The following is a 20388-nucleotide window of genomic DNA, read 5'->3' on the forward strand; positions in this document are numbered from 1 at the left end:
TGTGCTCTTTAAAAAATACTATTTTTGCATCCCGTTTTACAGATCACCACATGATTAATCTGGCAAAAAGGGCCCCGAAAGGGTTGAATTGACAAGAACCGGCTGCCCATCGCAGCGGGGAACCTAATGAAAGAGGATCTCAGATAAATTAAAAGAATAGATGAACATTACGAAAGAGCAGATAGACGAGTTAAATGCCATTGTGAAAGTCGCTATCACCAAAGAAGATTACCAGGATCGTGTTGAAACCATCCTGAAAGATTATCGCAAATCGGCGAATATCCCCGGCTTCCGCAAAGGACAGGTTCCTATGGGATTGATCAAGAAACAATACGGGAAGGCTGTTTTGGTAGACGAAGTCAACAAGCTTCTACAGGACAACCTGAACAAGTACCTGACCGAAGAAAAACTGGACGTACTTGGCAACCCCCTTCCTAAGCAACAGGATAATTTTAACTGGGACAGTGAAGAATTTGCTTTCGAATTTGAGCTGGGCCTTGCCCCTGAATTCGAGGTGGAATTAAAAACAAAGAAACCGGTTACCCAGTACAAGATCGTCGCAGACAAGAAGATGATCGATGAGCAAGTAGACCGTATCCGTAAGCAGTACGGGAAACTGGTCAGCAAAGAAGAAGTAGGGAAAGAAGATGAAGTTCGCGGTACTTTCAAGAATGAAGAGGCCGAGATAGACAATAACGCTACCCTTGAGTTGAAAAAGATCAGCGACAAGAAAGCGATCACGGCACTGACCGGCAAGAAAGTCGGAGATACTGTCACCCTTAACACCAAAGGTCTTTTTAAAGAAGATTACCTTCTGGCCGCTGCCTTGGGAATGCCTAATGAGCAGGTAGAGAAGCTGGATGTCAAAGTTGAATTCACTATTGAAGAGATCAACGAAAGACAGCCTGCAGAACTGAACCAGGAATTGTTTGATAAACTATTCGGCGAAGGGAAGGTCAGCAGCGAAAAAGAACTGGAAGCGCGTATCAAGGAAGATTCTGAGAAGCAATTTGAACAACAGGCAGACCAGAAACTCCTGAACGATGTAACGGAGAGGCTGATCGAAACTACGGAGTTTGATCTACCGGCCGAGTTCCTGAAAAAATGGATACAGACTACCGGGGAGAAAGAGCTTAGCATTGAGCAGGCCCAGGAAGAATACGAAAAATCTGAAAAAGGCCTTCGTTACCAACTGATCGAAGGAAAGATCCTTAAAGATCACGGGATTGAATTGCAGTTCGAAGAACTTAAAGATTTCACCAAAGGATTCATCAAGGAGCAGATGGCACAGTACGGACAGATTAACCCTGAAGAGGAAGAACTGGACCGTATCGCGGCCAGGGTACTTTCTAACCAGGATGAGGCTAAACGCCTTTCTGAGCAGTTGATGAGCGAGAAGTTACTTAACCTGTACAAGGAGAAAGCTAACCTGAAGATCAAAGAGGTCAATTACGAAGATTTCGTAAAAGAAGTATACGGTTAATCTATAGCGATACCACAGGAACTGCCGCACTTATAACAAGTTGCGGCAGTCTTGCTTATAGCTGTCTCAATTTTAGGCAGGCCGGCTAGTAATAACGCTAAATTCCCTATCTTTACAAGGCCGGAAGCACCATTTCTGGCACCTTTTTTTTTTGATTAAAGACAGACAATACACTATGGATTTCACTAAAGAATTTAAAGATTTCGCCATCAAGGACCAGGGAATCAACAGCATGTACTATGACAAAGTGATCAGCAGCATGTACCCTGTTAATATGACGCCCAACATTATAGAGGAGAGGCAGCTGAACGCCATTGCGATGGACGTTTTCTCCCGATTGATGATGGACAGGATCATTTTCCTGGGAACAGGGATCAATGACCAGGTTGCGAATATCGTACAAGCACAATTGCTGTTTTTGGCCAGTGCAGATTCTTCTAAGGACATCCAGATCTATATCAATTCCCCGGGAGGAAGTGTATACGCCGGCTTGGGTATTTACGATACCATGCAGTTCATTAAGCCCGATGTGGCTACCATCTGTACCGGGATGGCCGCCTCTATGGCAGCCGTACTTTTATGTGCAGGGGAAAAAGGAAAACGCAGTGGCTTAAAACACTCCAGGGTGATGATCCACCAGCCGATGTCCGGAGCCCAGGGGCAGGCTAGTGATATAGAAATCGCAGCTAAGGAAGTGTTAAAGATCAAAGATGAATTATATCATATCATCGCTAAGCACACCGGGCAGAAGTTTGACAAGGTTTACGAAGACAGTGACCGGGATTACTGGATGGGTGCTAAAGAAGCCCTGGACTACGGGATGATCGATGAAATCCTGGAAAGAGAAAAGAGCTAGAATAAAACACATAAGATCCTGGTTTACAGGAGTTAAATTGAAGAGGAAATGAACCAAAATGGAGAATATCCCGTTATGGTTCTGAAAGTGAGCAGAAATTATGGCTAAGGAAAATTTAGAATGTTCCTTTTGCGGTAGGAAAAAACCGGAAACAAACTTACTCATTGCAGGTCTGGATGCACACATCTGTGACCGATGCATAGAGCAGGCACACGGAATCGTGGCCGAAGAATCCAAGCAGTCCAAGACAGATGACCTGTCTTCGGAACTGGTACTGAAGAAGCCTAAGGAGATCAATGAATTCCTAGACAGCTTTGTGATCGGGCAGGAACGCACCAAGAAGGTGCTATCCGTGGCCGTATACAATCATTACAAGCGACTACTGCAGCCAAGTTCTAAGGAAGACGAGGTAGAGATTCAGAAGAGTAATATAGTCATGGTGGGGCATACCGGTACCGGGAAAACACTTATGGCGAAGACAATCGCCAAGATGCTGAATGTTCCCCTGGCCATTGTAGATGCTACCGTACTGACCGAAGCCGGGTACGTGGGAGAAGATGTTGAGAGCATACTAACCCGACTATTACAGGCCGCGGATTACAACCTGGAAAAGGCAGAAAGGGGTATTGTTTTTATCGACGAGATCGATAAGATTGCACGTAAGAGCGACAACCCATCTATTACCCGTGACGTATCCGGGGAAGGCGTGCAGCAAGGTCTTTTGAAATTACTGGAAGGCACCACGGTTAATGTGCCACCTAAAGGAGGACGGAAGCACCCGGACCAGAAATTCATCGAGGTAAATACAGAGAATATTCTCTTTATTGCCGGGGGTGCTTTTGACGGGATAGAGCGCATCATCACTAAGCGACTCAACATGCAGGCCATTGGATATAGCGCCGCTAAGAAAGGCGAAGAACTGGACGAAGGGAATGTATTGCAGTATATCACTCCAAAGGACCTGAAGGAATTTGGGCTGATCCCGGAGATCATTGGTCGACTGCCGGTCCTTACCCATATGAACCCACTGGATGAGAAAACCCTGAGGGCGATCCTGACCGAACCCAAGAATGCCATCATTAAACAGTACCAGAAATTGTTTGACATGGATGGGATCAAGTTCACCATTACGGACCAGGCCCTGGATTACATCGTAGAGAAGGCGATAGAATACAAGTTGGGAGCAAGAGGATTGCGCTCCCTGTGTGAAGCCGTCTTTACCGATGCCATGTTTGAGCTACCCAGCAGCGACGAGACCACATTCCACGTGACCAAACCGTACGCCGAGAAAAAACTGACGCACGATACGGTCAAGCAGTTAAAAGCTGTTTCTTAGAGTTTTTGGTATTGCCTGTTGAGCAATGAATCCAACAAATCCTTACAGATCTTCTGAATGATCTTTTCATCAGAGTACAACTGGTGCCCAAAACCGGGGATCACCTCTGTGGGTACCGCAAGCCTTGCGATCCATTCATCCGAAGGGCGCAGGTAGTGATCATTAGCCCCGTACACTAATTTAACCGGGCAATCCGGCATAGCCGTTTGCTCACTGAGATTCAACGGTGATACCGCGGTCAGGGATTTCATCGGTAAACCCATCCTGCCGGCTTTCCACGCAATGTTTCCACCGGCGCAGAAGGTGAGGTAATGCGAAGGCACATCCTCTTTTTTGAGCAAATGAGCAACTGCCGTATCAATACCGCCTTCATGGAAGGCCGCTTCAATATTTTCAAGGGTTTTAATAGGAACATCTATGTTGGCCAGCTGCTGGCTATCATAGTATACAATGTCATAATACTGTTGTAGATACCCGAGGTAGGAAGTGATCCACAGTCCGCTTTTCGATCCGAGCATGTCGGATAAAATTACAAGTCTTTCTGCCATAATGTTTTAAAATTTGGAACTTTGGGGGTCAAGTTAGGACCACAATTTAGGACAAATGTGTTCCTTCGGGATATTTATTGGTTCATCTGAAGCAATTCATCGACATATACCCGATCGTTAGATAAGCGGGGTATTTTATGTTGCCCACCCAATTTGCCCTTAGATTTCAGCCAATCGTAGAAGAGATTAGGCCTGGCAATGTGAATCTTAGGCCGGTTCAGGGTCATATTGTTATAGCGCTTGGCCTCGTAATCAGAGTTGAGTGATTTCAGGGCATTATCGAGTACTTCGGTGAAATATTCGATCTCCTCCGGTGGCTTGCGGAATTCGATCAGCCACTCATGGGCACCCTTCTCCTTCCCCGCCATAAAAATAGGGGCCACGGTATAATCAGCGATCTCTGCCCCGGTTTTCTGGCAGATGGTTTTCAGGGCTTCTTCGGTGTTTTCTATGATCAGTTCTTCCCCGAATACATTGATGTGGTGTTTGGTCCTCCCGGTAATTTTGATACGGTAAGGATCGGTAGAAGTGAACCTTACGGTATCCCCGATCTTGTAGCGCCACAGCCCGGCATTAGTTGTGATCAGGATAGCGTAATTCTTATCCACCTCCACTTCCCAAAGAGGAAGCGTATGTTGCTGCAGGCTGCCATAGGTATCCATCGGGATAAACTCATAGAATATCCCATAGTCTAACATCAGCAGCAGGTCGTCCGCATCGTTCCTGTCCTGTATGGCAAAGAATCCTTCGGAGGCATTGTAGATCTCGTAATAACGGAATTTCTTCCTGGGCAGGAGTTTATCATACTGGTCGCGATAAGGTCTGAAGCTGACCCCCCCATGGAAATAAACCTCCAGGTTTTCCCAGACCTCGAAAAGGTGTTTGTTGCCAGTCTCCTCTAACACCCTGTTTAAAAGCACCAGCATCCAGGAAGGAACCCCGGCCAGGCTGGTGACGTTTTCCTGTATACTTTCTTTTATGATGGCCTGCATTTTGGTCTCCCATTCACCCATCAGGGATACCTTGCTGCTGGGGGTACTGCTCAGTTCTGCCCAGAAGGGCATATTATCAATCAGGATGGCACTGAGGTCACCGAAAAAGGTGCCGTTGTCTTCGTAGAGCTCTTTACTCCCTCCTAACCTGAGGCTTTTACCGGTAAATAACTGGGAGTTCTCGTTATTATTAAGGTACAAACAGAGCAGGTCTTTGCCCGATTTGTAATGACAGTCTTCCAGGGCTTCCGTGCTTACCGGGATAAATTTGCTTTTTGCATTGGTGGTACCGCTGCTCTTGGCAAACCATTTAATTCCCGTAGGCCAGAAGATATTGTGTTCCCCTCGCCTGCTGCGCTCTATCATGGGCTCCGCCTCCTCGTAGGACAGTATGGGCAGCCGTTCTGAAAATTGGCGGTAGTTGGCAATACTGTCAAAACCGTATTTCCTACCCACCTCCGTATCCCTGGCATAATCCAGCAACTGCTGCAGCACCTCTTGCTGTACCTCTGCCGGGTACTTTAGAAAAAGTTCTATCTGGTGATAGCGCTTTTTTAAAAGCCAAGACGCAATGGAATTGAACAAAGGGATGGTCATTTTTTTCGGTATTTTTGCAGCTGTCGGTGCGGTATAAAAGTAGTATTTTCCGTCCGATTTAAACAATAAATCACCTATGCAATACGAAGGGGTCTTACGCAAGATGCAGACAGAAATCGGGAACCCGATCCAGTATTTCCTGGTTTTTGAGGATAATTTCATCCATATGAATCAATTGTTGGATAAGGAAGTTGAGATCAGTTTTATTAAATACCAATGCCTGAATTGCGGGGAAGACCGCCCCATCTACCGGCAGGGGTGCTGCCGGTACTGCTTCTTTGAGATTCCCTCTGCCGGGGACTGGATCATGAAACCGGAACTGAGCACGGCCCACCTGGACCAGGAAGACCGCGACCTGGAATACGAAAAGAAGGTGCAATTACAGCCCCACGTGGTTTACCTAGCCAACTCCAGTAATGTAAAAGTCGGTGTTACCCGGAAAAGCCAGGTCCCTACCCGCTGGATAGACCAGGGGGCCCACGAAGCCATCATTATGGTAGAGGTGCCCAACCGCTACCTGGCCGGGATCACCGAAGTGGCGCTGAAAGATTACGTCTCGGACAAGACCAACTGGAGACGGATGCTCACCAATACCCTGGAAGACCTGGACCTTACCGAATGGCGACAAAGGCTGAAGGAGTATATCCCGGAGGAAGTTGCAGAGTACTATATGAGTGATGCAGAAGAACTGGAATTGCACTTCCCGGTATTGCAGTACCCAAGCAAAGTAAAATCCCTGAATCTAAATAAGAGCCCACAATACAAGGGCGTACTAAAAGGAATCAAAGGGCAATACCTGTTGTTCGAGGATAATACCGTCTTTAATATCCGTGGAAGTGAAGGTTATTTTGTTGGCCTCAATGTTCAATAATCCTATGTATGACTGAAGAACAATCTCGCTCAAAAAAAAGTAAGATCCCGTTTTATGCATCACTCGGGATCATCATTTCCCTATTTGCTCTTTATTTCCTGGTGCCTTCTGTACAGGATTTCCTGAACCATAGCTGGGAAGTTCTTACCAGTGAAGACGAGGCCAGGATCAAAGAATGGATTTCCGGATTCGGATTCCTGGGGCCTATCGTTCTGGTCCTGGCGATGATCCTGCAAATGTTCCTCATCATTATCCCCACCATCCTGTTAATGGTTGTTTCTGTACTGGCCTATGGGCCGATATGGGGAAGCCTGATCATCTTTGTAGCTGTAGGCTGTGCATCGAGTGTAGGCTACGCCATCGGGCGTTTCCTGGGGGAAGGCAAGGTGGGAAAATTGATCGGCGGGAAGACCGAGCACAAGATCAGTCAATTCATTGAAGATTATGGATTCTGGGCCGTAGTCGTGACCCGGCTGAACCCATTCCTGTCTAATGATGCTATCAGTTTCGTCGCCGGTATACTCCGGATGGGATACTGGAGGTTTATGGGGGCTACCCTGTTAGGGATCGCCCCACTTACCATTTACCTGGCTATCATAGGCCAGAGCACTGAGACCCTTAAAACGGGTCTACTCTGGGCTTCCCTGGTCAGTCTTGTGGGCTTCGCGGCTTATGTATGGTGGGATAAGAAGCGAGATAAAGATCAGGGCTGAACCGAGTCTTTCCTTATATTCGCCGTATCCTTTTTCTTCTTGTTCAGTATGCCGCCGAGAATATCCCTGGCCGCATTTTTGACCGGGTCTTTTTTAACCCCAGTGGTATCTCTTTTTACACTGTCCTGACTTTTCTTACCTAGTACACTACCCAGCACACCTTTTACTGTTTGAGCTGTGGAATCTTTCTTCGTGGCTGTACTGTCTTTCTTCCCACCGATCATTCCACCGATCAGGTCTTTTGCTTTATCCGTACCCTTACCGATCAGTTTCTGTTTTTCGATCTCCACCAAGCGGGCGGTGAGTTGTTTTACTCCACCCGCCAGGTCCGTGGAAACCTGGGGATTTGCATAAGTTCCTTTCATGGTAGCCACCACGGGGATGGTGAGATCCTTTAACTGCTGGTCATCTATCCTGGCGATCAGGTTATTTACTTCTTTGCCCAGGTATTTAGCCGGCACTTGGATGGTGGCATTGTATTCCAGCTGCTTATCAAATGTGTGTTCCCCGGCCACCTGTATAGCGATGTCTTTGTAATTCACGGTGAATGGTTTTACCCGTACCAGCCCGTTCTCAAAACTAAGCGCGGTCTTCAGGTCGCGGAGGTTCAGGCTATCCAGGTTAAGGAAGTTGAGCTTACCATCCAGCAGGGCCAATAACTTCTCTTTTTCGGGGTCTATGCTAGTCTGCAGTAATTCGGCCAGCGCATTCCCGGTAAGAGTGGCCAGGTCCGGGGTCATTTCCTCGGTCAGCAGGCCGTTGAGATTAAGCGTTGAATTCAGTCTGCCCTGCAGTGCATTGGCCACCGGAGCCAGGGCACGCAGCAGTTCTACCTGCTTAAAGGTCTCGGCAATGCTGAAATCTGCTATTCCCAGTTGCATATCAAAGACAGGGCGAGCTTCCTTGGTAGAAACGTTCCCGCTCAGATTTAATCGTCCTCCCAGTACAGAAGAGGTCAGCCCGGAGAGGGTAGCCTTCTGGTCGCGAATGGCCAGCTCCCCGCTCAGGTTCTTCAGGTTCAGGTTATCGTAGATCACCGTATTGGCCCTGGCCTGCAGGCTGACATCCAGGAAGGATGGAATTTTCAGGGCAGCGGTCTTCGTCTTCTCCCCTTCCCCACCCGAGGTCGTGGTTTCTGCAGTCATAAAATCGCCCAGGTCAAAGGTATCGGAGTTCAGGGTGAACTGCCCCCGTATTGGCTGATCATTGAACATGAAACCGAGCAGGTTGCGGAGGGAGCCCTGGACAGCAAAGTCGGTATTCCCGGTCTTCCCTTCCATTTTTTTCAGGCTGACCACCGTGGGGGTGAAATTCATTTCCATACTACTGATGGCCACAGGGTTCTTCAGCTCGGCGGAGCTGTACTCAAAATTGCGCAGGCTGGCGGTACCACTTGTTTTGGTGTTCTGGTACTGTTTGTTCTCGATGGAAGCCATATCAAAAGCGGTACTTACATCGGCCCGCAGCAGTCCTTTCAGGTCTTTGGCCGCAGGGAGGGGATATGCCTTGCTGATGTTGGCCAGGTTCATATTGGCGTCTATATCAGCAGTTACCCTGGTATTCCCCAGCAACTCGGTGATGTTAGAGGTCATGGTGAAATAGTCCTGCCCTATCCGGAACGAGGCTTTCTTTATATCCACGAAGGTATCTTCCGATATTCCGCTCGTATTCTTCACGGCTGCATCGATCACGATATCGCTGACGCCCATGGGCAGATCGGGGTATTTAAAGGAGGCGTTATCGGAATTGATCTGGATATTAAATTGGGGAATATAAGTGTCATCTACCTTACCGGCGATGGTACCCTCTACCATGAAATCCCCGGAGGTGGTCACCTGGTCCAGGTTCTTGGCATATTCTTCGGGCATCACGCCGAGGAAATTCTTGAAATCGGAAGAAGGCGTTTTAAACTTAAGGTCTACTTGCTGGTATTCCTCAAATAGCTGTACGTAGCCTTCGAAGACCAGGGGTAGCTGGTTCAGCAAGGCCTGGTTCTCAAGGAAGGTATATTTATCATTCTCCAGGTCTATCCCTATAAGCGCTTCTAACTGCAGCTTGCTGCGGTCCAGGTAATTCACACTATCCATCTCAAAAGAGAGCAGGGCGTTGGTGTTCGTCTGCAATTCAGATTCGGTCAGGGAGAGGTCCCCGTTCCCATTATGCGAGATCTCATCGAGCAGCATTCGGATGCCCGTGGCCCGGTCCAGGTACGAAACCGTCGCATTTTCTATGGTATATCCCTGAAGCTCAAAGGTAAAATCGGCCGTAGGTTCATCACTTTCTACGGTGATGTCGTAATTGGCGTTTTCATTCTCATCTACCACGATATTAAGGAGTGCCCCGTCTACAGTCAGGCTTCGGACGGAATAGGCTTCCCCGGCACCTTTAAACAGTTCGCCCAGCCCCATTTTTAAAGAGGCTTCCGAGGCATAGAACAAGGTGTCACCTTTAAAGGGTTCGGTAGTATTTACAATGCGCATCCCTTTCATACTTAGTTCGGCATTGGGAAAACTACTGATCAGGCTCAGGTCTGCATCGTCAAAATTAAAATCGGCTTCAATACTGCTGTTTACGTTATTACGCACCAGGGTTCCTATCTTGCTTTCCAGGAAAATAGGAATGGCGACTAGTATAGCGATGATCACCAAGAGGGTGATCCCAACAATTTTCAGAATCTTTTTCTTCATAGTATTTTACAATTGGGGCGAACCCTGTATCAGAGCTCCAGGTCTATCTCCTGCTCCGGAGTAAGCTTAAATCTTTTGCGGAAAATATATACAAAAATATAAAGGAAGGGGGTATCAATAAATGCAATTAATACCTTGAAAGCAAAACCGCTAAGGACCAGTCCGTAGAACAGTTCCCAGGGCAGCACCCCGAAGACGCACAGCAGGCCAACCACCAGGAAGGTATCAATAAACTGGGAGGTAAAGGTAGAGAAGTTGTTCCGCAACCAGAGGTAACGTCCACGGGTGAGTCTCTTCCAGAAATGGTAAATGGCAATGTCTACGTACTGGGCGCAGAGGTAGGCCAGCATAGAGGCGAGTACGGCGATGGGAGACAGGGCAAACACACTCTGGAAAACCTCATCGTTGACCGGCGAGTTTTCAATGGCCGGAACCTGTTCTGCCAGCAGGATGATCCCCATGGAAAAGATAGAAGCAAAGATTCCCGCTGTGACTACCTGGTTGGCTTTCTTCCTTCCGTATATCTCGGAAATCAGGTCCGTGATCAGGAAGGTAATTGGATAAGGTAAGATCCCTACCGAAAGTTCAAATAAAGGTGCATCAAAAAAGGTCAACTCCCCGAAGGGATACCAGTAAAAGAATTTCTGGAAGATCAGGTTAGAGACCACCAGGGAGGTGATAAAAAGTGCTCCCAGGTATAAATAAATCCGGAAGGCCAGCTTTTTGTCCTTAGCATTCATGCTTACTTGATGTTAAGCGAATAGGGAAGTCTTGCCTGCACCCCTTTGGTACGGCCGGCCCTGCGAACTTCCTGCAGTATGCCGTAGAGCTCTTCCCCTATTTCTGCCTTAAGGGCAGCCTCTGTAATGCGGCTCTCAGCACCGCCCAGGTCTTCCATGAGGCGGGCAAAACCCGACTTAAATTTGGGATATTTCTTTACACTGAATTCGGTTAGCTCTGCCAATTCCGCGGCGCGGTTGATCGCCATATCCAGGCCTCCAAGGGCATCTACAAGCCCTAGGCGTTCTGCATCCACCCCACTCCAAACACGGCCCTGTGCCAGGCTGTCTACCTGGGCCATGCTCATGTTCCTGCCGGCAGCTACCCGGCTTAAGAACGTTTGATATACCTCTTCAATGCTCTCTTGTACAACCTCGCGAAAATCGTCGGTCATGGGTTCAAAAAGGGAGTACTCCACCGAATTCTTATTTGTTCCTACCTGTTCTGCATTTATTCCGATATCTTCGGCCAGTTCGCTAATATTGGGAACCGTTCCGAAGACCCCGATAGATCCAGTGATCGTTGTCGGCTCCGCGAAGATCTCATCGGCACCTGCTGCGATATAATAGCCCCCTGATGCCGCGACATTTCCCATGGAAACCACCACAGGTTTTACAGCCTTGGTGAGCTCTACCTCGCGCCAGATGATATCCGAGACCAAGGCACTACCCCCGGGCGAATTCACCCGTAGTACCACAGCTTTAATATCATCGTCTTCCCGGGCTTTGACCAAGGCTTCTGTCATGATCTCCTGCCCGATGATATCCGGGCCACCCTCACCGTAGAATATTTCGCCCTGGGCAAAAATTACGGCGACCTCATCTTCACCTTTATAGATCTTCTTTTTCTTGGCGTCTTCCATATAGTCGGCCATGGAAACGTAATTTTGATCATCGTCTATATCTGTCCCGGTCTCCCCTTTAAGCATGGCCTCGTATTCATCATAGTAGCGAGTACCATCGATCATGCCGTTGGCGATGGCATATTCTGGCATCCGTGCCCCCAGGGTGTCTGCGATGGTGTTCAGGGCAGTGACATCCAGCTGCCTGGACCGGGCGATATCATCGACCATTTCTGACCAAAGCGAGCCCAGCAGCTCCTCTAATTGCTGGCGATTAGATTCGCTCATATTATCGGACATAAAAGGTTCAACCGCGCTTTTATATTTTCCATGGCGGATCACTTCGATCTTCACCCCTGATTTTTCCTGCAGGCTTTTTAAGTAGAGTACCTCGGCAGAGAGCCCGCGAAAATCCATCATCCCCACGGGGTTCAGGAAAACGCTGTCGGCCACACTGGCCAGGTAGTAATCGGGCTGCATATAAAAATCCCCGTAGGCATAGACGAATTTACCGCTCTCCTTAAAATCTTCCAGGGCATCACGCATAGCTTTGATCTGGGAGAGCCCGGCCATCAGCATATTGCTCCGGATACTGATTCCTTTAATTTTATCATCATCAGCGGCCACCTGTATGGCATGGATGATTTCATCCAGCCCCATATTCTGTTCAAATAGCCCGGCGAAGGGATCGGCGGCATCATTGCCGGTATAGTCACTGATAGGGTATTCCAGGTTGAGTTCCAGGACCGAATCTTTTTTAACGGTTACGGCATCCTCTGCGCTCGCAAGGGAGACCAGGATCAGGAACATGACAAAAATAATTCCGAGGGCCATTAGGGTCCCTAAAATGGACGCCAGGAGATTACGTAGAAAATTCATAGCAGATGGCTAAAGGTTTGCAAACAAATATAACCAATCCGAATAGTACAGGATTCTTTTCTTATCAAATTTGCCATTTGAACTATAAGCAGGGCTGATAAGGCAAGCTCACCACCCGTTGCCACTGGCTTTGAGCACGGCTGATGAAAGGCTATCAGAAGTTATCAACGGCCATGGGATTATGCCCTGCAATTTTTTAGATTTGCATCCTTATGACTCCTAAATCTACTCTCTACCTTGCTATTGGCAGCAATGAAGGCCAAACGCTACACAACCTACAGCAGGCGGTCTTTGCATTGCGAAAGAAGCTGGGGGATATCACGGGAGTTTCCAAGGTGTACCGCAGTGCCGCCTGGGGCTTTGACGGACCCGATTTCCTGAATGCCTGTGTAAAGGTTGAGACAGAGCAGTCAGCTGCCGAAGTAATGAGGAGCATACTAAAAATTGAAAAGCAGCTGGGCCGGCAACGGAAACAGGAGGAGGGCTACGAGTCCAGGGTCATAGATATAGACCTGCTATACTACGATTACGAAGTGATAGAAGAGGAAGGACTAACGGTCCCCCACCCCAAATTACAGGAGCGCAAGTTTGTACTGAGGCCATTATCGGACATTGCCCCTCAATTTTACCATCCCATATTCAATAAAGATACCCGGAATTTATTGCAGGAGTGCAAGGATACTGTCATCCCGGAAAAAACAGAGCACAAATTGTACTGGAGCCGGGCTCAGTTATTTTCCCAGGTCGATTTTCTAGCCATAGAGGGGAACATAGGTGCGGGGAAAACCACCCTGGCCAAGAAGATCTCCGAAGATTACAACGCCAAGCTGGTCTTAGAGCGCTTTGCGGATAACCCTTTCCTTCCCAAATTCTATGAAGACCCGGCCCGCTATGCCTTCCCGCTGGAAATGTCTTTTTTAGCAGAGCGCTACCAGCAATTTGTAGACGACACCACGCAGTTTGACCTGTTTAAGAATTTTATGGTCAGTGATTACGACATCTTTAAATCGCTCATTTTTGCCAAGGTAACTTTGCAGGAAGAGGAGTTTAACCTTTACCGGAAGATGTTCAATTTTATGTACAAGGAAGTGAAGAAACCTGGGCTATATGTTTACCTGTACCAAAAGACAGACCGTTTACTGGACAACATCAAAAAAAGGGGCAGGGATTACGAGCAGCAGATACAGCCGGACTACCTGGACAAGATTCAGCGCGGATATATGGACTTTTTGAGGAGCAACCCCCAACTGAACAGTTTGATCCTGGATGTAAGTGATTTGGATTTTGTGAGCAACCGGGATGATTACGACTATTTATTAGACCAGATCCAGGCCCACCTGACTAAGATCTAGGGCTTTAATTAACAGTGGATATTTGGAATTAAGCCGCAGTTTGTTTTTCTTGCATACCTGCTAAGCAACTAACTGGCTCAAATTTATACCGACGCCCCGGCCCCACAGCCGGGGTTTTTTATTGGAGTTTGGACCAAAGGTCCCAGACCACCACCCCAGCGCTGACCGAGATATTGAGGGAGTGTTTGGTCCCGAATTGCGGGATCTCCAGCACGCCATTACAGAGGTCGACCACTTCCTGGGACACCCCTTTAACCTCGTTCCCTAATACCAGGGCGTATTTTTTGCCGGGCTGCACCCGGAAGTCGTTCAGGAAAGTGGCATTTTCTGCCTGTTCCACGGCCATGCAATGATAATCCTCTTTCAGTTCGCGGATAAGGTCTGTAGTGTTTTCCCGGTATTCCCAGGCTACGCTTTCGGTAGCCCCGAGGGCGGTTTTATGGATGTCTTTATGGGGAGGTTGGGCGGTGATCCCGCAGAGGTATACTTTTTCTATAAGGAAGGCATCGGCGGTTCTGAAGACGGAGCCAATGTTGTTGAGGCTCCGGATATTGTCCAGGATGAGCACCAGGGGTGTCTTCTCGGCCTCCCTGAATTCTTCAGGATCCAATCGTTGCAATTCGCTATTCTTTAATTTTCGCATACTAAGTATTACCGTAATTATTTAATTTTTCTGCCACCCTTCTGTTTAGCTTTTGATTCTGCTAGAGGGTCCGCAGAGCTTATTATTATCGAATTCTTATAGGAGGGGGGGGGTACTTAACCCCACCCCGTGATCAAGTTAACTGTCTTCACTGCATAAAACTTGCAGGGGTTAATTTAGTTACAAGGTTACAGAGGTACAAGGTGACAGGTTTAAAATTGGTTTATGGCCGGAAGATTTTAATATCTACATGCCGTAAACCCACCCTAGCCTGGCAGCTTATTCGGGCAGACTACCAACCCGCCCAGGCCTCTGGCCTATTCGGGCAAGCTGCAAACCCAACCTAGCTCTGCGGCACGTTCGGTAAGGGCGAGCTGCCTCCAAGCCGGGGTTCTTAACCCCGCCCCGTGATCAAGTTAAGCGTTCTCCCTGCATAAAACTTGCAGGGGTTAATTTAGTTACAAGGTTACAGAGGTACAAGGTGACAGGTTTAAAATTGGTTTATGGCCGGAAGATTTTAATATCTACATGCCGTAAACCCACCCTAGCATGGCAGCTTATTAGGGCAGGCTGCATGCTGCCTACCCTCCCGAACGTGCAGTTCGGTACCTGCCCGGACTGAGTCCATTCAGGCGGGCGGGCGGGCTGTCTCCATGCCGGGGTTCTTAACCCCGCCCCGTGATCAAGTTAAGCGTTCTCCCTGCATAAAACATGCAGTAGATAAAAAGCAGGCTGCTTTCGAAAATACTACCTCTGAAGTTATCCGAAAATATCAACAAAGGTTCGGCAACCAGAGGGAAAATAGTAATTTCGTCAAGGCACAAAAATAATCTAAACCCATCGTTTTGGCTAATTCCGGAAAAACAAAGAAGGTCACTCCCTTAATGCAGCAATACGGTACGATAAAACGCAAGTACCCCGATGCGCTGCTACTCTTCCGCGTAGGAGACTTTTACGAGACTTTCGGGGAAGATGCCGTGAAGGCCGCACGTATCCTGGGCATTGTGCTCACCCACCGGAACAACGGGGGCGACCAGACCGAACTGGCAGGCTTTCCACACCATTCGCTGAACACCTACCTCCCGAAACTGGTTAAGGCCGGGGAAAGGGTAGCCATCTGCGACCAACTGGAAGACCCGAAGCAGACCAAGACTATCGTAAAGCGGGGCGTTACCGAACTGGTGACCCCGGGGGTAGCCCTGAATGACGATATCCTTACAGCCAAAAGCAACAACTTTCTCTGCGCCGTACATTTTGGCCGTAAAACCTACGGCATTGCTTTCCTCGACATATCTACCGGGGAATACCTCTGTTCCGAAGGTAATGCAGAGCAGATCGATAAATTACTGCAGAATTTCAGTCCGACCGAGGTACTGATCTCCAAGGCCAATAAGAAAGAATTTGCACAGCAGTTCGGAAGCGAACACCACACTTTTTTCTGTGAAGACTGGATCTTCCAGGAAGATTACGCCAATGAAACCCTGACCGGGCATTTTAAGACCACTACCTTAAAAGGATTCGGCGTGGCCCAGTTGGCCCACGGGATCATCGCGGCCGGGGCGATCCTGCATTACCTGTCCGAGACCCAGCACCGGCAGTTACAACACATCAGCAGTATTAAGCGCATCGCGGAAGAAGAATACATATGGATGGATAAGTTCACCATCCGCAACCTGGAATTGTACCACAGTCCGCATGCCCAGGCCATCACCTTGTTTGACGTGATCGATAAGACCATTTCGCCTATGGGTGGGCGCTTATTAAAAAGATGGCTGGCCCTGCCCCTGAAAAACCTGGAAAAGATTAAAGCACGGCACGAGGTGGTCGCTGCCTTGAAGGAGGATATGTCCTGCCTGGACCAGACCCGGCTGCAGTTGAAGAAGATCGGGGACCTGGAGCGGCTGATCTCCAAGCTGGCCACCGGGAAGATCAGTCCCCGCGAGGTGGTCTATTTAAAAAATTCCCTGGAGGCCCTTGTGCCTATCAAAGCAAGGTTGGCACAGCACAGTCACCAGGCCCTGCAACAACTGGCCGGGCAGCTGGAAGATTGTGAACCCTTACGCAGCAAGATCAAGGAGGTCCTCTTCGAGGATGCCCCTACCCAGGTACAGAAAGGCGGGGTGATCGCCACCGGCTTCTCCGAAGAACTGGACGAATTGCGGAACCTGGCATTCCGCGGGAAGGACCTCTTAGACGAAATGCTGAAGCGGGAGACGGAACGCACCGGGATCACATCCCTGAAGATCGCATCAAACAATGTTTTTGGCTATTACATAGAAGTACGGAATACGCATAAGGACAAAGTGCCGGAAGAGTGGACGAGGAAACAGACCCTGGTCAACGCCGAGCGTTATATCACCGAGGAACTGAAGGAATACGAGGCCAAGATCCTGGGCGCTGAAGAACGTATACTGGACCTGGAGCAGCAGCTGTTTGTTCAATTGCTGGCATGGATGCAGGCCTATATAGAACCGGTACAGCAGAATGCGAGGTCCATAGCCCGGCTGGACTGCCTCTGTGGTTTTGCCCAGCTGGCAGTGGAGAACAACTACACTCAGCCGGAACTGAACGAAGGCACGGAACTGAAGATCAGCAACGGTCGCCACCCGGTGATCGAAAAACAATTACCCCCGGGAGAAGCCTATGTGCCCAACAATGTTCTCCTGGATCGGGAGCAGCAGCAGATCATCATGATCACGGGACCTAACATGAGTGGTAAGTCGGCCATACTGCGACAGACCGCCCTGATCGTACTCATGGCGCAGATGGGGAGTTTTGTGCCTGCGGAGGCAGCGGAGATCGGTTACGTGGACAAGCTGTTCACCCGGGTGGGTGCCAGCGACAATATCTCTATGGGAGAATCCACTTTCATGGTAGAGATGAACGAGACGGCCAGTATCCTGAACAACATCTCTGACCGCAGCCTGGTATTGCTGGACGAGATCGGGCGGGGTACCAGTACCTATGACGGAATCTCTATTGCCTGGGCTATCACGGAGTATCTGCACGAGCACCCAGCCAGGCCCAAAACGCTCTTTGCCACTCACTACCACGAACTGAACGAGATGAGCGCAACGTTTGAGCGCATAGCCAACTACAATGTGGCGGTAAAGGAACTGAAGGACACGGTGTTGTTTATGCGGAAACTTCAGGAAGGCGGTAGCGCCCACAGTTTTGGTATACATGTGGCCAGGATGGCGGGGATGCCACAGCAGGTGATCCACAAGGCCGGTCGCATTCTGAAGAAACTGGAGAAGGACCACAGCAGCGAGGCCTTATCTGAAGGATTGAGAGAAGCAAATGACGAATTACAGTTAAGTTTCTTTAACCTGGATGATCCCTTACTGGAGCAGATCAAGGAAGAAATCCTGAGAACAGACATCGATACGCTGACCCCGGTGGAGGCTTTGATGAAGCTGAACGAGATCAAGCGGATGCTGGTACGCAAGAAGCAGGCTAATTCCTAGTATTTTTAGGAAGTAAATACGGGGAAACCAGGGGCTTGCAGAAAATCGCAGAAAAGTTCTTTACTTTTTACAGAATTGTATTAAATTTGCGTCCGCATCCGGTAAGGATGCCGCGTTCTTACATACCATGCGAAAATAGCTTCCCGTAGGTACGGGAGTAGAGCGCCAAGAAGTTCAGTACTTCACTCGCTCGCTATTTTCCGCAAAACTGCGAAAATAGCTCAGTTGGTAGAGCGCCACCTTGCCAAGGTGGAGGTCGCGGGTTCGAATCCCGTTTTTCGCTCGATCGGAAAAACGCTGCTTGCCAGCGTTTTTTTGTTCAGGCTCGAGTGGTGGAATTGGTAGACACGTTGGACTTAAAATCCAATGACCATTGCGGTCGTGCGGGTTCAAGTCCCGCCTCGAGTACACATAGAAGAAAAAGCCGCAGCGAAAGTTGTGGCTTTTTTAGTTTCCTAAACCACGCCAAGCTCGCTTGAGCGTGGGATAGGGAATGGAAAAAGCAACCCACCGGGTTGGCTTTTCCTTCTTCAAGATGACGTTTACGGGACTCATCCCGCACTTGCGGGATAATTCCCGCCTCCTTCACAGCCGGGCAGGCCCTCTCACTCAATTTCAAACTTTACAATCAAACCTCAATCTTATTAATCGAGCAAAAAAACTTTGAGCGAGGGAACGGGAACGAAGAAAGCAGCACGCAGTGCTGGCTTTTCCTTATTCACCATTTTGCCGTCTTTTTAGGCCGGGAAGGCGGGCGGCACAAACCGACTGTACCGCAAGAGGTAATTCCCGTCTCCTACGGAGCCGGGCAGGCCCGCCACATCATCACTTCATGCTCCCTGTCTAAAAAGAAAATTAAAAGGGTAAAGCGGCAGGAGTGCCGGCTCTGGATACGAGTGGCTATCTCAATGTTGGTTCTATGGAAAATTTGTAGCCATAAGTCATCGGACGAATGGTATATTCATCATGTACCATACTACCCCATGAATTATCGCCTCCTACACCCATTTGTAGCAAGTCAATATTCCATTGAACAGTTTCCCATAACTTAATATCCGCACCATGTCTTTTAGTAACCGGAACCAATCCTGAAGCGGATACTCCAGCCTGTTCACTATTAATATCTATTTCTTTCATCCCAAATGGCCAGACACTGGAATTCAGGAATACATTCCCCTGCAATAACAAGTTCATTGTCTTTGAACTCAAATACATCCACCGAACCTCCGTCTTATTTCCTGTTTCCTGGGGGCGCATATATCTATGGAACTGATCTTCTACCTTCCCTTTGAAGATTCCAGTCTTAAGTCCGGTTTTCCTGTCCCAATAACTTTCACCAGGACCTTTTCCGTACCACGAGACCTCTTTGAAATCTCCGGGCAAAGTCATATACATTCCCAATCTCGGAATCAAAGGGAGGGGTTCATGGTTGGGTTTAAAAAGATAATTGATTTCTAACCTGCCCGTGGGGTATATTTTATAATTCACCGTCACTTCGGCCTCATTGTTCGGGAGTGTATATGCAACCCTAAATTCGATCCCTGTATTTGAAACTGAAGGCTCTGCTATTAATCTAGCCGAATAATTATAACTGGCTTCCTGCCATATTTTCGCCCAATGATGCATATTATTTCCCAAATCATTATCGGTGGGGGGTCTCCAAAAATTAGGACGGATGGGTTGGCCTGTAATTTTCTTTCCCATAAAGGTCCAGTTGATTATTTCACCACTTCTAGCATCAATTTCCAGTTTGACTGTCTTATTGGCCAAAACCAAGGTTTTCCCGGACTGCTTTAGAGCCATCTTTGAGCCTACTACGGCAGGTGGTGAACCAAGCGCACCTTTCTGAAGCACGAATTGGTCCCATGCCACTTCATACCCCGCCGGCATCAGGCTCGTCTTCAGTTTTTGAACCAGACTTAGCTCTAATATATATTCATTCCCTAAATCATAGATGGAAGGGAAATTAGCTATAGTTATTATCCTCGACTGACGTGGATCTATATTTAAGACATTTTCAGATTCCCGAAATATTTCTGCCCCATTCTTCAGAACTGTAATATTAAGCTGCTTATCTGACAAATCAGCGAAATAATTTTTATTATCTACTTCAATGATTCCACCACCCAACCTGAGGCATGTGCAGGAGCTGTTGGGGCACTCCAAACCGGAAACCACCATGATCTATACCCATGTAGCCCGGAGAGACCTGTTGAACATCCGCAGTCCATTGGACGATGCAGTGTTAAAACTGCTGAAGGACGATAAAAATCCACCCCACCTCTCATTATCCGGCGATCTGTAGCAATTATTTTCTATTTTAGTCCGCATATAACCAGTTGG

15 protein-coding genes and 2 tRNA genes are annotated in these 20388 nt (G+C 48.3%); 10 read left to right on the top strand and 7 right to left on the bottom strand.

Annotated elements, in window-relative coordinates; translation table 11 throughout:
• Positions 1-160 precede the first annotated feature (160 nt).
• The 3 genes from tig to clpX all read left to right on the top strand — a co-directional run bounded on the left by tig (position 161) and on the right by clpX (position 3675).
• Complete coding sequence (gene tig, locus PP178_RS00625; RefSeq protein WP_272592373.1) at positions 161-1483, top strand: trigger factor; 1323 nt, start codon at positions 161-163, stop codon at positions 1481-1483.
• A gap of 175 nt (positions 1484-1658) precedes the next feature.
• On the top strand, positions 1659-2339 hold the full coding sequence (gene clpP / locus PP178_RS00630) for an ATP-dependent Clp endopeptidase proteolytic subunit ClpP (protein ID WP_272592374.1): 681 nt from the start codon (positions 1659-1661) through the stop codon (positions 2337-2339).
• Between the two features lie 100 nt (positions 2340-2439).
• Entirely contained in the window at positions 2440-3675 is a 1236-nt protein-coding gene (gene clpX / locus PP178_RS00635) for an ATP-dependent Clp protease ATP-binding subunit ClpX (RefSeq protein ID WP_272592375.1), read from the top strand.
• Here the strand turns inward: clpX and PP178_RS00640 are convergent.
• Together PP178_RS00640 and PP178_RS00645 are read right to left on the bottom strand one after the other, a co-directional pair.
• Positions 3672-4193, bottom strand: a complete 522-nt coding sequence (locus PP178_RS00640) for a hypothetical protein (RefSeq protein ID WP_272592376.1) — start codon at positions 4191-4193, stop codon at positions 3672-3674. The genes clpX and PP178_RS00640 overlap by 4 nt on opposite strands.
• A 104-nt stretch (positions 4194-4297) precedes the next feature.
• The gene (locus PP178_RS00645; RefSeq protein WP_272592377.1) at positions 4298-5812 is read right to left on the bottom strand and encodes a GH3 auxin-responsive promoter family protein; all 1515 of its coding nucleotides are present in this window, start codon (positions 5810-5812) and stop codon (positions 4298-4300) included.
• A 76-nt stretch (positions 5813-5888) separates the two neighbouring features.
• On the opposite strand from PP178_RS00645, the gene PP178_RS00650 reads away from it, so the two are divergent.
• Together PP178_RS00650 and PP178_RS00655 are read left to right on the top strand one after the other, a co-directional pair.
• Positions 5889-6683, top strand: a complete 795-nt coding sequence (locus tag PP178_RS00650; protein ID WP_272592378.1) for a DUF2797 domain-containing protein — start codon at positions 5889-5891, stop codon at positions 6681-6683.
• 8 nt (positions 6684-6691) lie between these two features.
• Positions 6692-7396: a TVP38/TMEM64 family protein gene (locus tag PP178_RS00655; RefSeq protein WP_272592379.1), complete on the top strand. Its 705-nt coding sequence runs from the start codon at positions 6692-6694 to the stop codon at positions 7394-7396.
• Here PP178_RS00655 and PP178_RS00660 read toward each other — a convergent pair.
• The 3 genes from PP178_RS00660 to sppA are packed head-to-tail and all read right to left on the bottom strand — an operon-like array spanning position 7387 to position 12583.
• Positions 7387-10083, bottom strand: a complete 2697-nt coding sequence (locus PP178_RS00660) for an AsmA-like C-terminal region-containing protein (protein WP_272592380.1) — start codon at positions 10081-10083, stop codon at positions 7387-7389. The genes PP178_RS00655 and PP178_RS00660 overlap by 10 nt on opposite strands.
• Before the next feature lie 29 nt (positions 10084-10112).
• A complete protein-coding gene (locus tag PP178_RS00665; RefSeq protein WP_272592381.1) occupies positions 10113-10823 on the bottom strand; it encodes a queuosine precursor transporter in 711 nt (236 codons plus the stop codon).
• Between the two features lie 2 nt (positions 10824-10825).
• Positions 10826-12583, bottom strand: coding sequence for a signal peptide peptidase SppA (sppA, locus tag PP178_RS00670; protein WP_272592382.1), 1758 nt, complete (start codon positions 12581-12583; stop codon positions 10826-10828).
• Between the two features lie 212 nt (positions 12584-12795).
• On the opposite strand from sppA, the gene folK reads away from it, so the two are divergent.
• A complete protein-coding gene (gene folK / locus PP178_RS00675) occupies positions 12796-13935 on the top strand; it encodes a 2-amino-4-hydroxy-6-hydroxymethyldihydropteridine diphosphokinase (protein WP_272592383.1) in 1140 nt (379 codons plus the stop codon).
• A gap of 118 nt (positions 13936-14053) precedes the next feature.
• Here the strand turns inward: folK and PP178_RS00680 are convergent, their stop codons facing one another.
• Positions 14054-14578, bottom strand: coding sequence for an RNA methyltransferase (locus tag PP178_RS00680; RefSeq protein ID WP_272592384.1), 525 nt, complete (start codon positions 14576-14578; stop codon positions 14054-14056).
• 884 nt (positions 14579-15462) lie between these two features.
• On the opposite strand from PP178_RS00680, the gene mutS reads away from it, so the two are divergent.
• The 3 genes from mutS (at position 15463) to PP178_RS00695 (ending at position 18453) form a co-directional block, all read left to right on the top strand.
• On the top strand, positions 15463-18045 hold the full coding sequence (gene mutS, locus PP178_RS00685) for a DNA mismatch repair protein MutS (protein ID WP_272593602.1): 2583 nt from the start codon (positions 15463-15465) through the stop codon (positions 18043-18045).
• 210 nt (positions 18046-18255) lie between these two features.
• A tRNA-Gly gene (locus tag PP178_RS00690) sits at positions 18256-18328 on the top strand.
• 40 nt (positions 18329-18368) lie between these two features.
• Positions 18369-18453 (top strand) — tRNA-Leu (locus tag PP178_RS00695).
• Positions 18454-18945: 492 nt separating this feature from the next.
• Here PP178_RS00695 and PP178_RS00700 read toward each other — a convergent pair.
• A complete protein-coding gene (locus tag PP178_RS00700) occupies positions 18946-20175 on the bottom strand; it encodes a beta-galactosidase small subunit family protein (RefSeq protein WP_272592385.1) in 1230 nt (409 codons plus the stop codon).
• On the opposite strand from PP178_RS00700, the gene PP178_RS00705 reads away from it, so the two are divergent.
• A complete protein-coding gene (locus tag PP178_RS00705; protein ID WP_272592386.1) occupies positions 20159-20350 on the top strand; it encodes a hypothetical protein in 192 nt (63 codons plus the stop codon). The genes PP178_RS00700 and PP178_RS00705 overlap by 17 nt on opposite strands.
• The last annotated feature ends 38 nt before the right edge of the window (positions 20351-20388 follow it).

This window comes from Zeaxanthinibacter sp. PT1 (assembly GCF_028464225.1).
Classification (GTDB): Bacteria; Bacteroidota; Bacteroidia; order Flavobacteriales; family Flavobacteriaceae; genus Zeaxanthinibacter.

What these genes read in the sequence shown, in the direction of transcription:
- tig (WP_272592373.1), top strand. Translation starts at nt 161, where the DNA reads ATGAACATTACGAAAGAGCAGATAGACGAGTTAAATGCCATTGTGAAA.
- clpP (WP_272592374.1), top strand. Translation starts at nt 1,659, where the DNA reads ATGGATTTCACTAAAGAATTTAAAGATTTCGCCATCAAGGACCAGGGA.
- clpX (WP_272592375.1), top strand. Translation starts at nt 2,440, where the DNA reads ATGGCTAAGGAAAATTTAGAATGTTCCTTTTGCGGTAGGAAAAAACCG.
- PP178_RS00640 (WP_272592376.1), bottom strand. Translation starts at nt 4,193, where the DNA reads ATGCTCGGATCGAAAAGCGGACTGTGGATCACTTCCTACCTCGGGTAT.
- PP178_RS00645 (WP_272592377.1), bottom strand. Translation starts at nt 5,812, where the DNA reads ATGACCATCCCTTTGTTCAATTCCATTGCGTCTTGGCTTTTAAAAAAG.
- PP178_RS00650 (WP_272592378.1), top strand. Translation starts at nt 5,889, where the DNA reads ATGCAATACGAAGGGGTCTTACGCAAGATGCAGACAGAAATCGGGAAC.
- PP178_RS00655 (WP_272592379.1), top strand. Translation starts at nt 6,692, where the DNA reads ATGACTGAAGAACAATCTCGCTCAAAAAAAAGTAAGATCCCGTTTTAT.
- PP178_RS00660 (WP_272592380.1), bottom strand. Translation starts at nt 10,083, where the DNA reads ATGAAGAAAAAGATTCTGAAAATTGTTGGGATCACCCTCTTGGTGATC.
- PP178_RS00665 (WP_272592381.1), bottom strand. Translation starts at nt 10,823, where the DNA reads ATGAATGCTAAGGACAAAAAGCTGGCCTTCCGGATTTATTTATACCTG.
- sppA (WP_272592382.1), bottom strand. Translation starts at nt 12,583, where the DNA reads ATGAATTTTCTACGTAATCTCCTGGCGTCCATTTTAGGGACCCTAATG.
- folK (WP_272592383.1), top strand. Translation starts at nt 12,796, where the DNA reads ATGACTCCTAAATCTACTCTCTACCTTGCTATTGGCAGCAATGAAGGC.
- PP178_RS00680 (WP_272592384.1), bottom strand. Translation starts at nt 14,578, where the DNA reads ATGCGAAAATTAAAGAATAGCGAATTGCAACGATTGGATCCTGAAGAA.
- mutS (WP_272593602.1), top strand. Translation starts at nt 15,463, where the DNA reads ATGCAGCAATACGGTACGATAAAACGCAAGTACCCCGATGCGCTGCTA.
- PP178_RS00705 (WP_272592386.1), top strand. Translation starts at nt 20,159, where the DNA reads ATGATTCCACCACCCAACCTGAGGCATGTGCAGGAGCTGTTGGGGCAC.